Genomic DNA, 14,390 nt, shown 5'->3' with positions numbered 1-14,390 from the left:
ATTACTCCCTTTTTGGAAGGAAAGCAGTGACTGACATCCAGACCATCGCAGAAGAACACCCTCCGATCGCCGAGGCCCAAACGGAACCCGCGCAGAGCGGCGGCTGCCCCGTTGCCCACGGTCGGCTGAAGCACCCCACTGAAGGTGGGGGAAACCGTGACTGGTGGCCGAACCAGCTCAACCTGAAGATCCTGCAGAAGAACCCCGCCGTGCGCAATCCCATGGACGAGGACTTCGATTACGCCAAGGAATTTGCGGCCGTCGACCTCGACGCTCTGAAGCGTGACATCGAGGAGGTCATGACCACCTCACACGAGTTGTGGCCCGCCGACTTCGGGCACTACGGCCCCCTCTTCGTCCGCATGGCATGGCACGCGGCGGGCACCTACCGCATCACAGACGGTCGCGGCGGCGCCGGCGCCGGGATGCAGCGGTTCGCGCCCCTGAACAGCTGGCCCGACAACGCGAACCTCGACAAGGCGCGCCGACTCCTGTGGCCGGTGAAGAAGAAGTACGGCAAGACGGTGTCGTGGGCCGACCTCATGGTCTTCGCCGGCAACGTCGCACTCGAGTCGATGGGCTTCGCAACCTTCGGATTCGCCGGAGGCCGGGTGGACCGGTGGGAACCGGAAGAGGACGTGTATTGGGGCCCTGAGCTCACCTGGCTCGGCGACGATCGCTACACCGGTGACCGGGACCTCGAAAAGCCGCTCGGGGCAGTTCAGATGGGTTTGATCTACGTCAACCCCGAAGGCCCGAACGGCAACCCGGACCCGCTCGCCGCGGCAACGGACATCCGCGAGACGTTCGCGCGGATGGCGATGAACGATGTCGAAACCGCCGCACTGATCGTCGGTGGCCACACATTCGGCAAGGCCCACGGCGCCGGCCCCGCCGACCACGTCGGCCCGGAACCCGAGGCCGCACCGCTCGAGGAGCAGGGCCTGGGCTGGAAGAGCTCCTTCGGCACCGGTAAGGGCAAGGACACCATCACCAGTGGCCTCGAGGTGACGTGGACACCCACCCCGACCACCTGGGACAACAGCTTCCTGGAAACCCTGTACGGCTACGAATGGGAGCTGAGCACGAGCCCCGCCGGAGCCAACCAGTGGGTCGCAAAGGACGGCGCCGGTGCCGGCACCGTGCCCGACGCCTTCGACCCCTCGGTGCGGCACGCCCCCACTATGCTGACCACCGACCTCTCCCTGCGGATCGACCCGGCTTACGAGAAGATCACCCGTCGTTGGCTCGACCACCCCGAGGAGCTCGCGGACGAATTCGCCAGGGCCTGGTACAAGCTGACCCACCGCGACATGGGCCCGGTCGCCCGTTACCTCGGACCCCTGGTCCCGCAGGAGACGCTGCTGTGGCAGGACCCCATCCCCGCCGTGACCTACGACCTCATCGGCGCCGATGACATTGCCACCCTCGAGGGGCAGATCCTGTCGTCGGGACTGACTGTCCCACAGTTGATCTCGACCGCGTGGGCGGCGGCGTCGTCGTTCCGCGGAAGCGACATGCGCGGCGGCGCCAACGGCGGCCGTATCCGCCTCGAGCCGCAGGCGAGCTGGGAGGTCAACAACCCCGACGAGCTCGCGCACGTGGTACGCACTCTCGAGGGCATCATGGAGTCGTTCAACTCCGCCCAAAAGGGGAATACCCGGGTGTCGTTCGCCGATCTGGTCGTGCTGGGCGGAACTGTGGCTGTAGAGCAGGCCGCCAAGAACGCCGGACACGACATCGAGGTGCCCTTCATTCCGGGACGGGCCGATGCAACGCAGGATCAGACCGACGTGGAATCCTTCTCCGCTCTCGAGCCGAGCGCGGACGGGTTCCGCAATTACCTCGGGACGGCACACCGGATGCCCGCCGAGTATTTGCTGATCGACAAGGCGAATCTGTTGAACCTCAGCGCTCCCGAGTTGACGGTGCTGATCGGTGGCTTGCGGGTGCTGGGCGCGAACCACAACCAGTCGTCGCTGGGCGTGTTCACCGCACACCCCGGGTCGTTGACCAACGACTTCTTCGTGAACCTGCTCGATCTGGAAACGGTGTGGGCGCCCACGTCTGCGAACTCGGGTATTTACGAGGGTCGGGACCTCACCACCGGTGAGGTGAAGTGGACCGGCAGCCGTGTCGACCTGCTGTTCGGGTCGAACTCGGAACTTCGCGCACTGGCCGAGGTCTACGCCGCCGACGACGCGAAGACGAAGTTTGTGCACGACTTCGTCTCCGCATGGGACAAGGTGATGAACCTCGATCGGTTCGACCTCCGCTGACCCGTGACACCGGGTGTGCCACCCGCGAGCTCACCGCCCCGGGTGCCACACCCAGGCACGCGGTTGTGCCACCGTCGAAATTTGTCGACTGACGCTTCCCGGTCAGAGCACAGATTCGAGCCAGGCGGCTGTCTCGAAAAGTCGTTGTTCGGCACCGGGACGCCCGATCAACTGCAATCCGAGGGGAAGGGCCGCACTGTCACGACTGCCAGGGATCGTGACCACCGGCAGACCCATGGCCTGCCACGGTCGGCTCATGATGGGCGTCCCTGTCGCGTCGTGGCCGTGCGGCGCGGCGCCGAGAGCCGCGGGCCCGAGGATTGTTTCGTCCTCGTCCAACGCCGAGAGCAGCAGCTGTCGGGTCTCGCGGATTCCGGCGAGGGCGGCACGGTAGTCGGCTTCTGCGGTCGCCGCCCCCGCGGCGAACAGTTCGGCGAGGGGTGTGCTGATCTTGTCGGTCTGCGCGGCCTCGGCGGCGCGTTCGCGGGCTGCTTCGTACGCCATCACCGTGTGGTGGTGTTCCGTCAGTGCCACAACCGTTGCGGCGGAATCCAACTCACAGCATTGGATCCCCGCCGACGCGGCGGAATCAGCGGTCATCCTGAGCGCCGCTGTCATCTCTCGGGACACCTCGCCGAGCTCGAACCCGCTCCACAGCCGCAGCCGGTGCGGAGCGGAAGGTTCGAGAGCGGGCGCTCGCGTGCCGTCGCGCAGTGCTGTCCACGCGAAGTGGAGATCGGGCACGGTTCGTGCCAGCAGCCCCACCGTGTCGAGACTGGGACTCAGCCCGGTGATGCCCGCGGTCGGAAATTCCCCGTGAGCGGTGACGAAACCTGCGACTCCGCAGAACGACGCCGGCCTCGTCAGTGACCCCGCGGTCTGTGTACCGAATGCGAGCGGCACCATGCCCGCGGCCACCGCTGCCGCCGAGCCGCTCGACGACCCGCCGGGGGTGTGATCCAGGGCGCGGGGATTACGGGTCGGGCCGGGCTTGAAGTACCCGAACTCGGTGGTCACCGTCTTACCGAACGGGAGTGCGCCGAGGGCACGCGCACGCGCCACACAGTAGGCGTCCGTCGTCGCGGAATCCGCACCCCGCAGCTCACTGCCGCAGCGCGTCGGCATACCCGCGACGTCGATGAGATCCTTGACTCCGACGGGCAGGCCCCAGAGCGCGCCGTCCGGGCCACTGTCTTGGATTCGGGCGGCCGCGGACCGCACCGCATCGGCATCGAAGTGGGCCCAGGCGTGAGTTTCCGGCTCGAGGTCCGCGATTCGTGCGAGTGCCGCCTCTGCCACATCGATGGGCGTTGTCGCGCCCGTCGCCAGCTGCTCAGCCAGGTCCCGGAGTGGGCTCGGTGACCGTAGTTCCGCCTTCATCGCATCGCCACCATCGTGTCGTCGCTCGTCGTCTCGGTCTGCCCGGTGAGCGCTCGGGTGCGCATCACCGAGAAGAGGCGGTCGGCTCGTGCTTTCGTCTCCCCGGACGGCGCCGACACCAGCGCGACGATGATGGACACCGCCAGCGAGAGGGGTGCCACGGCGAGTGCCGGGTTCGAGAATCCGAGGATGGAGTCCGGTCCCTGCACGACCGGGCTGAGCAGGATGACGGTGACCGACAGGACGAGCCCGACGACGATGCCGGAGATGACGGCACGCGCCGTCATGCGCTTCCAGTACATGGTCAGCAGCAGTGCCGGCAGGTTCGCACATGCTGCGATCGACATCCCCAGTGAGGCGAGGAACGCGACGTTCTGCTTCTGCGCCGCGAAGGCGATGGCGACACCGATGACGCAGGTTGCCACCGTCGCGACCCGGGCCGCGCGGTGCTGGGCCTTCGCCGACACCGATCCGTTCCTGATCACCTGCCCGTACAGGTCGTGTGCGATCGCACCGGAGGTGGCGATCACCAGGCCGGACAGGGCGGCCAGGATGGTCACGAACGCCACGGCCGCGACGAACGCCAGCAGGACGCCGCCGCCGACCGTCTCGGCGAGCTGCGCGACCGCGAGGTTGCCGCCCCGATTCTCGGACTTGATCACCTCGACACCGACCAGCTTGGCGGCGCCGTAGCCGAGCACGGGGACCAGCAGGTAGAAGGCGAAGAAGATCCAGATCGCGGTGTAGGCGGACGTTCTCGCCTGCTTCGCGTCCGGAACGGTGAGGAAGCGGATCATGACGTGCGGCAGGCCGAGCACGCCGAGGACGAGCCCGACGGTCTGCGACAACTGGTCGAAGGAGGCGGCACCGGACGTACGCTGCGGCGCGACGAACGATTGCCCGAACTCGGCGAGCGCGGTGCTGAACGGGCCGAAGGGATTGAAATCGAACCGCACCAGCACGAGAACGAACAGCACGACGGCGCAGACCATGAGGAGACCGGTCTTGATGATCTGGATCCAGCTGGTGGCGAGCATGCCACCCACCAACGTGTACGCCGTGGTGAGTGTTCCGATGATCAACACGGCCACGGCGTAGTCGAGGTCGAACAGCAACGACACCAGAAGCGCGGCACCGACCAGCTGCGACACGAGATAGACCACGCTGATCACCACAGTGCTGATCGCCATCATCGACCGCACGTCCTTGCCGGGGAACCGGGTGGCGAGAACATCCGCCAACGTGAAGCGGCCGAGGTTGCGCAGGGGTTCCGCGATCAGCAGCATCGCGAGGACGAACGCGACGGGCACGAAGACCGCGAGGTAGAACCCGTTGAAACCGGTCAGCGCGATCGCGCCGGTGACTCCGAGAAACGAGGCGGCAGAGATGAAGTCGCCGGCGATGGCGACACCGTTCTGCCTGCCGGTCAGGCTGCCGCCCGCGACGTAGTGATCGGCGGCGGACTTGTTCCTCTTGGAAGCCCACGCGGTGATCATCAGGGTGACAACGACGAGGGCCGCGAAAAGTGCAGCGGAGACGAGGTTCATGGCGCATTATCCTTTCGCCGGCGAGACGGTCCGGGAGTCGAGTTCGGCTGCCCGCGCCATGTAGTACCGGGCCACGACGATGGCGACGACGAATTGCGCGACCGCGTAGAGCCACGCCACGGTGACGCCGCTGAAGACGACGCCGTCCAGCAGCGAGGTGAACCCGCCGAGGATCGGCAGGGGCAGAAACAGTGCGAGGACCAAGGCGCTGAGACGAAACGTCAGGGCGGCACGCGTGTCTGCGAGCGCCTGCAGGTCGGATCTTTGTGGGACGTGGGCGGGCGGTGACGAGGTGACCATGGCTATTTACCTCCGGCTGCGGCGGGAACGAGGGCGGGTGTCACGGTGATCGGATCGGACCATTCGTCGTAGAACAGCCAGTCGGGGGACTCGACCGGAACCGACAAACGGTGGAATTTGCGTTGGAAGTAGACGAGGCTGTCGCCGTGTTCGCGCGTCTGCACGCGGTCCAGTTCGATGAACATCACCGAATGCGATCCCACGGTCTTGCTGTCCGCGATCCGGCCGGCGAGCACCACGTGGGCGGCGCGCAGGATCGGCACACCGTCGTCGGTGTCGTCTTCCCAGATGTCCCACTGAAACCGGTCGGCCATCGCGACGTGTGTTGCGCCCGCGAAATGCATGGCCAGTTCTTCGTCGTCGCCGGAGAGCACGTTGATACCGACTCTGCCGTTGTTCTGGAATACGGTGTGCATGGCGCTGTTCTGATTAACGCATACGAGTGCGGTGGGCGGGGAGTCGGTTACCGAGCAGACGGCGGTCACCGTCATTCCGCAGCGCCCGGCAGGGCCGTCGGTCGTCACGATGTTGACCGCGGCCGGCAGATTCGCCATGGCGGTGCGAAAGATCGATTGCATGGTTGTGAGTTCGGGCATTTCGTCTCCATGAGTTGGAACAAGAAGTCGTGTCACCACGTTGCGCCGGCGTTCCTGAAAGAAGGATATGACGCGCGTCATGCACTGGAACATTGGCGGCGACGCTACTTTCTTGCAGTAAGTCGCCTACCCGGGTAGGGGATTCCTTCAGTTACCTACCGCTTCCGTTACGGTCGGTGTTCACTGGACGAGGAAGCAAGCCATCTGTGCGAGGCAGGATTCGATGGATCAGCAAGAAACACGGGTTTACATCGTCGACGACGATCAAGAGTTGTGCGCATCGCTTGCGTGGTTACTCGATTCGGTCAACATCACGTCGGAGTACTACTTCTCGGTGCAGTCGTTCCTGGACGAGTACCGCCGTGACATCCCGGCCTGCCTCGTCCTGGACGTCCGGATGCCGGAAGTCGGGGGATTCCAGCTCCAGGAGGCACTCCTCGCCGACGAATCGCCGATCCCGATCATTTTCGTGTCGGCACACGGTGACATCAAGATGTCGGTGCGGGCACTCCAGCGGGGTGCGCTGACGTTCATCGAGAAACCCTACGATCCGCAGCACATGCTCGACGTCATTCAGGACGCGCTCCGAGTCGCGCGTCAACGATTCGGCGAGCGACGCAACAGAACGGAACTGCAGGGCCGAATAGACACGCTGACGGTGCGAGAAAAAGAAATACTCGCCCTCGTCCTCGACGGATTGCCCAGCAAGAACATTGCGAAAGAATTGGGAATCAGCGTGAAGACGGTCGACGTGCATCGCACCCGTATCAAGGAAAAGACCGGAGCAGAAAGCATTGCCGTTCTCGTACGCGATATTCTGCAGGCCGGAATTGCCGTGACCTGAAATAATTCGGCACTTTTCAGGGGAGTTCGACGACGAGCCGCCCGGATTTTGCGCGCGACACACACGCGGCAATTCTGTCTCCCGCCTTTCTCTCACTCTTGGTGAGGCAATTGTCGCGGTGGTCGGGCTCGCCCTCCAGCACGTCCAGGACGCACGTGCCGCAGATGCCTTCCCTGCAGGACGTGTCGATCTCGATGTCGTTCTCTTCGAGTACGTCGGCGATGGACTTCCCGGCAGGCACTTCGAACACCTCGCCCGTGTCGAGTTCCAACTCGAACGCCGTGTCCGACCCGGTCGCTGTAGGCGTCGCCGCCTCGAAGTGTTCGAAGTGGACCGCGTCCTCACCGACCGCGGGTTCCGCCAGCCCGCGCACCCGATCCATGAAACCTTCGGGGCCACAGGTGTAGACGTGCGTTGTGGCGGACGCATCCGCCAGAATCTTCTCGAGGGCGGAGAGCTGGTCGTCCCTCGTCAGGCCGAAATGCAGGTGCACGTCCCGGCGGAAATCCGCACTCTCCAGCAGGTCGACGAACGCGGCCTGCGCCCTCGTCCGCGCGAAGTAGTGCAGGTCGAACTGTTGTCCCCGCCGGTGCAACGCGAACGCCAGACTCAGCATCGGGGTCAGCCCGATCCCCGCCGCGACGAGGATGTGCCGATCGGCGCCCTCGGCGAGCGTGAGCAGTGTGCGCGGCCGGCTGATCTGCAACTCGCTGCCGATCGTCACACGATCGTGCAGTGCGGCCGAGGCGCCGCGGGGACCGGTCTCGCGTTTGACGGCGACCACATACGATTCGGACTCGTGCGGCGGGCTGCATAGCGAGTACTGGGTGAGGACCTCGGTGGGGCCGAGGATGTCGATGTGGGCGCCGGCAGGGTACGGGTCGAACGGTGAACCGTCCGTCCGAACAAGCCGGAACGATTTGATGTCCGGCGTTTCGTCGACAATGTCCGCAACAGTGACAGTGAACATGCTCATGATGATTCTTCCTCCGGTGCTGCGACCCGTCGCCCGCGGGCGGGGTCAGCGCATGTACAGGCCGCCGTTGACGTCCCAGCAGGCTCCCGTCACCGACGCGGCCGTCGGCGATGCGAGCAGGGCGACGGTCTCGGCTATGAAGTCGGGCGAGCCCAGGGTGCCCACCGGAATCGTGGTGAGGATGGCGGCCAGCTTGTCCGCGGGCACCGTCTCACGCACCACCGGCAGATCCAGCGGCCCGGGGGAGACCGCGTTCACCGTGACACCCGATGGGGCGAGTTCGCGTGCGAAGACCTTGGTCAGTGTGCCGACGCCGCCCTTGGCCGCGGCGTAGTGCGCGCCGGTCGCCGTGCCACCGTTCTGCCCCGCCAGCGACGCGATGTTGATGATTCTGCCGTATCGCTTCTCGGCGAAGTAGCTTCCGAACACCTGGCAGCCGAGAAAGGCGCCGTTGAGGTTGATCTCGACGATGTCGGAAAATTCCTCCGGCGCAATGTCCATCAGCGAGCCGGTCTGCGACCGGCCGGCGTTGTTGACGAGGACGTCGATGCCGCCCCACTCCTGGATCACCCGGTCACGGACGGCTTCGAAACTCTCCCGTTTCCGGACGTCCAACTCCACGCCGATGGCCGTGTCACCGCCCGGATCCAGCTTCGCCGCGGTCTCTTTCGCGGCACCGCTGTCGATGTCCGCGACCGCGACGCGGTACCCGCGGCCGTGCAATTGGTGTGCGATCGCGGCACCGAGGCCGCGTCCGCCGCCGGTGACTACTGCGACAGAATCCACGTCGAGCTCCTGTTCGATCGATGAGGTTCGGAAAATGCTGGTCAGAGCAGGTAGCCGGAGGCGTTGACCGCTGCCTGCGAGTTCACCAGCCGGATGACCTTGAGATCCAACCGCCGTCCGCTGTCGGTGTACCGGATGCGGTGCGTGACGTCGGCGGCGAGGGTCTGCTGATCGTCGCGCTTGAAACCCACGAGGATCTGCGCGGACCTCACGGTGATCGAGTCCTCGCTCCGATCCTCGACCGTGAAGCGCGAGACGGTGCGGACCGTCCGGGCGGCGGCGAGTGCGGACATCGAGTAGCCGGAGGTCAGACGTTCGATACGCATGCGGCGCATGCGAGTGTCGTCGTTGACCATGTTCAGCGATCCGTCGAAGTCGTCGGTGTCCGGGTCGATGGGAATGACGTACCGGCCTTCGTCGGTCCAGAGGGCGTCCCACGCCTGGTAGTCCTTGGCGTCGAGGAGGGCCGCTTCGTGCCAGATGAGTTCGATCGCCTGTAGTACGCGGGTGTCGGCGAACTGGGCGGTCATCAGATCAGTGCTCATCGGTCATCATCCTCTTCCACATTGCGTAGGCCTCGCGCATTCCGGTTTCGTCGGTGACGTGCGAGGTGCGGTGTCCGTTGCTGTCGAGCGCTTCCCGATTGAGGCCGCGGTTCACCATGATCGGCATTCCGGGTGCGCCGCGGGATCCGCGTTGTACCCGATCCCAGGCCTCGGAATCGTCGGGGCTGCCGAACCCGAACGGACCCTGGAAATGTTCGTGGATGCGGAGGCGTTCGCGGTTGACGATCTCCGGGCCGCCGTCCATGCCGAGGGCGATGTGCCGGATCTCGGTCTCGTCGACCGAGATCGGGCGTAGGACCCGGAAGAACGACATCGACATCGCGACGTTAGGGAAGATGTTGAGGTTGAATCCGGCGCCGTGCATCGAGCGGACGATGCGGCGGACCTTGTCGGCGGGCATCGTCTTCGACAGTTCCTCGACGATGTGGTCGAAACGGGCCTGAATCTTCTCGGTGCCGTCGTCGTGGTCCAGGTCGACGTGCTCCGGGACCATGATCGCGACACTGTGGCCGTTTCCGAGAGCGTGCGTCACGGCGTTGTCGTCGGTCATGAAGGAGAGCATGTCGGCGGTCTCGGCGTCGACGGAGGACATCCAGGACCGGTGCACGATCGGGAAGTGGTATCCGTCGGTGGTGTTCTCCAACTGGATCTTCCAGTTTCCGCGGAAGCGGAAGCAATGTTCGCCCTGCGTCTTGATGGGGTATCCGGCGCCCTGCTTCATGAACAGGTCGATCCACACCTTGGCGTCACCGAGGAAGTCGTCGAGGGGTTCGACGTCGGGGTTGAAGCTGGCGAAGATCATCCCGGCGTAGGACTCCACCCGCAGGCTCTGGAGGGGGAGGTCCTTCTTGTCGAGGTTCTCGTCGTATCCGTCGGGGTACGGAATTCCGCGCAGACGACCGTCGAGGGCGTACGACCAGCTGTGATAGGGGCAGGTAAATCCGTTCGCTTTGCCCTTGGGGACCTCACAGACGCTGGCCCCGCGGTGGCGACACCGGTTCAGCAGGACATTGAAGTTCCCCTTGCGGTCGCGGTTGACGATCACCGGCTGCCGGCCGATGGTCGCCATCTTGTAGCTTCCGGCCTCGGGGATCTCGCTCTCGTGGGCAACCCATACCCAGGTGCGGTAGAAGATTCTTTCGAGTTCCGCCTCGAACATGTCGGGGTCGGTGTACAGCGATCCGTCCACGCGGTCGCCCGTGGCGAGGTCCGCGAAGTTGGTGTCGGTGGTGGTGGGATCCAGGGAAGTGGTCATCAGTTCCTTTTTCCATTCGATTCGAGCAGTCGTGTCGCCTCGTCGAGGCGAGTGACGAACAGCTTCTCGGTCGTGAAGTGCTTGATCCGGGCGACACCGCCCTGCACCTCACACTCGGCGGTGATGCGTGCGGCGAGCAGTTCGGCCGATTCGTCCTCGTATCGCGAGAGCTGCTGCATGATCCACCGCCCCCGCGCCGCAGGGCCGTCCACCTCGATCTGCTCACTCCCGAGCAGGTGTACATTTCCCCGGAAATGGGAGTTCGGTGGAAGATACGCGGTGAGCATTCCGACGATCTCCGGCCGGCCCCGACGTGTGCCGAACTTGTGCGCATACTCGGTGCCGATGCCTTCCCACACCGCGTCGGGCGTGAACAGCGAGGCGAGTTCTTCGACCGAAGACTCCACGGAGGGAACATCGCACAGTTCCATGTAGCGGCACATCACGCGGTGCACGGCCTCACGACTTTCGATGCGCTCGGCCGCGGTCGCAGAGTGCATTCCGCTCACACGCCGAGGTCGACGTCTTCGCGGACGGTGAGCGCACGGCCGATGCGGGCCTCGATCTTCGCGTATCGCCACAAGGTGTACTCGCCGACCGGTGTGGTGCGGAAGAGGTTGCAGACGGCCTTGACGGTCTCCTGGGTGTCGACGTCGGCGAGGATGTAGCAGGTCCAGGGCCAGCCGTCCGACGGTCCGACCAGGTGGCTGTCGTCGTCGATGTCGCCGATCACCCGGACTCCCGGTGTCTCGGCCACCGCGTCCATCATTCCGGAGAACGCCTTCCATACCAGTCCGCCCTGGCCGGTCGGGAGGTCGAAGAAGTTCTGATTGATGCCGATGCAGAACAGGACTCGCAGCGGTGCGGTCTTGGTGTCACTCACGATGATCTCCTCGATTCGAACGGGTGGTCAGATGAAGCCGGGGAACGGCGGGATGTCCATGAGCACCGCACCGGCGCTGTCGTAGATACCGTCGCCGAGGAAGGCGTGCTGCGGCGGGACCAGGGCCTCGCGCATGTATCGCTGCATCGCGTTGCCGTCGTAGATTGCCCCCGTGCCCGACAACTGGAAGGCGGTGTGCACGGCGGAAGAGCCCGCCTTGGCCACGTGTGTCGAGGACAGACGGAGAAGTGCCGCAAGCTTGTCCGGAACCGGATCGCCGGCGACCACCGTGGCGTACGCCTCGTCGGTGACCTCGTAGAAGAAGGCACGGGCGGACCTCAGCGTCGCCTCCGCCTTGGCCAGGTCGATGCGATAGTAGGCCCGATCGGCGAGCTTGGGCGCTCCGGTGATTCCCGTGCGTCCCGCACCGACTTTGATCGCGTAATCGAGCGCGGCGCGGCCCACTCCGAGATTGACGACGGCCAGGACCTGGGCGGCGTACGCGATGGAGGGGTAGCGGTAGAGGGGTTCGTCGACGGTGGGGGTTCCGCCCCGGATGAACGTCCAATCCTCGGGGACGACGACGCCGTCGACCTTCAGTTCGTGGCTTCCGGTACCCGACAGGCCGACCACGTCCCAGTTCTCGACGATCTCGACGTCCTTCGGCCACAGCAGTGCGGTGCGGGGTTTTCCGGCTGTGGAGTCGCCGCCGCGAATTCCGACACCGAGAATGTCGGCGCCCTTGCAACCGCTGGCGAACTTCCACTGCCCGGTGATCTTCAGACCACCCGGCACCTGCTGCGCGGGTTGGACCGGGAACAATCCGCCGGCGAAGACGAGGTCCGGGCTGTCCTTGTACAGCTCCGCCTGAGTCGCGAGCGGCAGTGCCGCCAGGTAGACGAGCGCGGAGCCGAAGCTCGCAACCCAGCCCGCCGACGCATCCACCGCGGAGATTCGTTCGATCATCCGCAGAAACTCGCTCGGGGGCAGTGCGTCACCGCCGAATCGGCGAGGGGTCGCCGCGCGGTAAATGCCGATCTGCTTGAACTCGTCGATCATGTCGCGAGGCACGAACTTCTGGCGAGCGAACTCTTCCCGCCGTAGTGCGACGTGCTCGAGGACGTCCTCGAACGACAGCGTTCCGTTCGCGGCGGCGTCCGTCGTGTCGAGGGTCGGTGCGTTGGTCATCAAATACTCCGATCGACGCGAAGTAGAAGGGGTGTGGCGTGTTTCGTGTCGAATTCACGCTATTGCGGTGGTGGGCATCACTCAATCGGTGCTTCCTTCCGCCGACGTGCAGAGATGTCGCCTCGGAGTAAAGGATTTCCCTATCGTGTCCGCTGTCTGTCCGCTCAGTAGACTCGACGTGAGCCGAAGGAGGCCGCATTGTCCGATCTCGCGCCGTCCGACTACGAACAACTCGTCGAGTCCCTCCGCTACTGCGTCCTGGTCCATGATGCGGCCACCAAGGACATCCTCTGGGCGAACAGGGCTGCGTCGGAACTGCTGGGGTTCACGGTCGAGGAACTCAAACCGCTCAAGGCGCCCGATATGAGTTCCCGGGCGAAGCGTTACCGCCGGTCGGTGGGACGGCGGTGGCTGCAGGACGCTGTCGACAACGGGGCGGCGGTCATCGAATGGGCGTATCGCGCGAAGAGCGGGAGGGAAGTCCTCACGGAGGCGATAGCGGTCCGGGTCGAGTTGAGCGCCCGGACCGTGGTGATGGTGCAGTTCCGCGACATCGAGCAGGAGACGTCGATGCGCCGTGACCTCACCCGCACCGAGGCCGACCTCACCCGCACCGAGGCCCGCCTGGCCGCCTTCCTACGGAACATGGCCGAGGGAATCCTCGTCCTGGACGACGACAGCCGTATCACGTACGCGAGTGAGGCGGCGTCGCAGCTCCTGAAGGTTCCGGTGGCATCGCTTGTCGGCGAACACTTCACGGAGTTCTGCCGGGCGGGGCAGTCACGGGAGAGCGTGCGGCGCGCCCTGGAACTGACAACCGCTGACGGAGGCTCCCAGAGCCTGCGCTACGAGGTGGAGCTGACAGCCGGAGAGCGCCGGTGGCATGCGGGGAGCTGCCAGAACATAGGTATCGAGAACGATCTGAGCGGCCACCTCCTGCTCTTCCACGACGTCACCGAACACGTCCGCACCGAGCAGGAGCACGAACGGGACTCGCAGTACCTCAATTACCTGGCCCGGTACAACGCGATGGGCGATATGGCCATGGCCATCGCTCACGAGCTGGCCCAGCCGCTGGCGGCGGCCACCAATTTCATCGCCGGAACGCAGAGCCGCCTCGACGACGGCCAGAGCAATCACGACGAGGTGAGCTGGGGCCTGGGGGAGGCGCGCAAACAGATCGACCGGGCCAATCAGATCGTCCGGAGTCTGCGTGAGTACGTGACGCAACTCGAGGAGTCACAGCAGATCGTCGATCTCAACGACATCGTCGACGAATGCGCGTATTTCATCAACATCCGGGCGCGGCAGAAGGAAGTTCGGGTCGAGTACGTCCGTGTGCACGACACCGTTGCCGTCGTGTGCGAACGTGTGCTCACCGGGCAGGTCATCCTGAATCTGTGTTTCAACGCCATCGACGAGATGGCAGAATGGCCGGCGGCCGATCGCATCGTGACGGTACGCACCGACGTCACCGAGACGGAGGGCGTCGTGAGCGTCGAGGACCACGGCAAGGGGCTCTCGCACATCCCGGACGGCCGAATCTTCGACGGCGTGTTCACCTCGAAGTCCACGGGTCACGGAATCGGGCTCGCACTGAGCCACCGCATCATCACCCGCCAGGGTGGGACACTCACCGCGCGCGAGAACGAGCCGCACGGGGCCGTCTTCACGTTCACATTGCCCGCCGATCCGAACCACTGAGCGGACGACCCCACGCGGGTAAAGGTTTCTTGGATTCCGTTGCGCCCGATCTGGTTCTAGCCTGGTGGGAAACACCACCGCGGCCC

The 14,390-nt window shown here is 65.0% G+C and carries 14 protein-coding genes; 3 read left to right on the top strand and 11 right to left on the bottom strand.

Going from position 1 to position 14,390, the window contains the following annotated elements; all coding sequences use genetic code 11:
* The first annotated feature begins 44 nt into the window (after positions 1 to 44).
* On the top strand, positions 45 to 2,279 hold the full coding sequence (gene katG / locus JQT59_RS33930; protein WP_213578319.1) for a catalase/peroxidase HPI: 2,235 nt from the start codon (positions 45 to 47) through the stop codon (positions 2,277 to 2,279).
* A 102-nt stretch (positions 2,280 to 2,381) separates the two neighbouring features.
* On the opposite strand, the gene JQT59_RS33925 is transcribed toward katG, so the two are convergent.
* From JQT59_RS33925 to JQT59_RS33910, 4 genes are read right to left on the bottom strand one after another with little or no spacing between them, the layout of a single operon-like run.
* Positions 2,382 to 3,659 carry an amidase gene (locus tag JQT59_RS33925; RefSeq protein ID WP_213573914.1) on the bottom strand — a complete coding sequence of 426 codons (1,278 nt, stop codon included), beginning with the start codon at positions 3,657 to 3,659 and terminating at the stop codon, positions 2,382 to 2,384.
* Positions 3,656 to 5,206, bottom strand: coding sequence for a solute symporter family protein (locus JQT59_RS33920; protein WP_213573912.1), 1,551 nt, complete (start codon positions 5,204 to 5,206; stop codon positions 3,656 to 3,658). The genes JQT59_RS33925 and JQT59_RS33920 overlap by 4 nt, the downstream gene beginning before the upstream one ends.
* A gap of 6 nt (positions 5,207 to 5,212) precedes the next feature.
* A complete protein-coding gene (locus JQT59_RS33915) occupies positions 5,213 to 5,506 on the bottom strand; it encodes a DUF485 domain-containing protein (RefSeq protein ID WP_213573910.1) in 294 nt (97 codons plus the stop codon).
* Between the two features lie 2 nt (positions 5,507 to 5,508).
* A complete protein-coding gene (locus tag JQT59_RS33910) occupies positions 5,509 to 6,102 on the bottom strand; it encodes a flavin reductase (protein WP_213573908.1) in 594 nt (197 codons plus the stop codon).
* 223 nt (positions 6,103 to 6,325) lie between these two features.
* Between JQT59_RS33910 and JQT59_RS33905 the strand changes: the two genes are divergently transcribed.
* The gene (locus JQT59_RS33905) at positions 6,326 to 6,946 is read left to right on the top strand and encodes a response regulator transcription factor (RefSeq protein WP_007301658.1); all 621 of its coding nucleotides are present in this window, start codon (positions 6,326 to 6,328) and stop codon (positions 6,944 to 6,946) included.
* Positions 6,947 to 6,962: 16 nt separating this feature from the next.
* Here JQT59_RS33905 and JQT59_RS33900 read toward each other — a convergent pair whose 3' ends face one another.
* The 7 genes from JQT59_RS33900 to JQT59_RS33870 are packed head-to-tail and all read right to left on the bottom strand — an operon-like array spanning position 6,963 to position 12,600.
* The gene (locus JQT59_RS33900; protein WP_213573907.1) at positions 6,963 to 7,922 is read right to left on the bottom strand and encodes a PDR/VanB family oxidoreductase; all 960 of its coding nucleotides are present in this window, start codon (positions 7,920 to 7,922) and stop codon (positions 6,963 to 6,965) included.
* Between the two features lie 45 nt (positions 7,923 to 7,967).
* Positions 7,968 to 8,708 (bottom strand): SDR family NAD(P)-dependent oxidoreductase, encoded by a 741-nt coding sequence (locus tag JQT59_RS33895; protein ID WP_213573905.1) that lies wholly within the window; start codon positions 8,706 to 8,708, stop codon positions 7,968 to 7,970.
* A gap of 41 nt (positions 8,709 to 8,749) precedes the next feature.
* Positions 8,750 to 9,253, bottom strand: coding sequence for an aromatic-ring-hydroxylating dioxygenase subunit beta (locus JQT59_RS33890; protein WP_213573903.1), 504 nt, complete (start codon positions 9,251 to 9,253; stop codon positions 8,750 to 8,752).
* Entirely contained in the window at positions 9,243 to 10,529 is a 1,287-nt protein-coding gene (locus tag JQT59_RS33885) for an aromatic ring-hydroxylating oxygenase subunit alpha (protein WP_109326770.1), read from the bottom strand. The genes JQT59_RS33890 and JQT59_RS33885 overlap by 11 nt, the downstream gene beginning before the upstream one ends.
* Positions 10,529 to 11,029 carry a nuclear transport factor 2 family protein gene (locus JQT59_RS33880; protein ID WP_213573901.1) on the bottom strand — a complete coding sequence of 167 codons (501 nt, stop codon included), beginning with the start codon at positions 11,027 to 11,029 and terminating at the stop codon, positions 10,529 to 10,531. The genes JQT59_RS33885 and JQT59_RS33880 overlap by 1 nt, the downstream gene beginning before the upstream one ends.
* A 5-nt stretch (positions 11,030 to 11,034) precedes the next feature.
* Positions 11,035 to 11,412 carry a hypothetical protein gene (locus JQT59_RS33875; RefSeq protein ID WP_005255968.1) on the bottom strand — a complete coding sequence of 126 codons (378 nt, stop codon included), beginning with the start codon at positions 11,410 to 11,412 and terminating at the stop codon, positions 11,035 to 11,037.
* 27 nt (positions 11,413 to 11,439) lie between these two features.
* Positions 11,440 to 12,600 carry an acyl-CoA dehydrogenase family protein gene (locus tag JQT59_RS33870; RefSeq protein ID WP_213573899.1) on the bottom strand — a complete coding sequence of 387 codons (1,161 nt, stop codon included), beginning with the start codon at positions 12,598 to 12,600 and terminating at the stop codon, positions 11,440 to 11,442.
* A 198-nt stretch (positions 12,601 to 12,798) separates the two neighbouring features.
* Here JQT59_RS33870 and JQT59_RS33865 point away from each other — a divergent pair, with 198 nt between their 5' ends.
* Positions 12,799 to 14,304: a PAS domain-containing sensor histidine kinase gene (locus tag JQT59_RS33865; protein ID WP_213573896.1), complete on the top strand. Its 1,506-nt coding sequence runs from the start codon at positions 12,799 to 12,801 to the stop codon at positions 14,302 to 14,304.
* Positions 14,305 to 14,390: the final 86 nt, after the last annotated feature.

Origin of the sequence: Rhodococcus sp. USK13 (genome assembly GCF_018343855.1) — a bacterium.
In the GTDB taxonomy this organism is placed as follows: Bacteria; Actinomycetota; Actinomycetes; order Mycobacteriales; family Mycobacteriaceae; genus Rhodococcus_F; species Rhodococcus_F oxybenzonivorans.
Note: the sequence above shows the minus strand (reverse complement) of the source record. Positions and strands in the feature narration are given on the sequence as shown.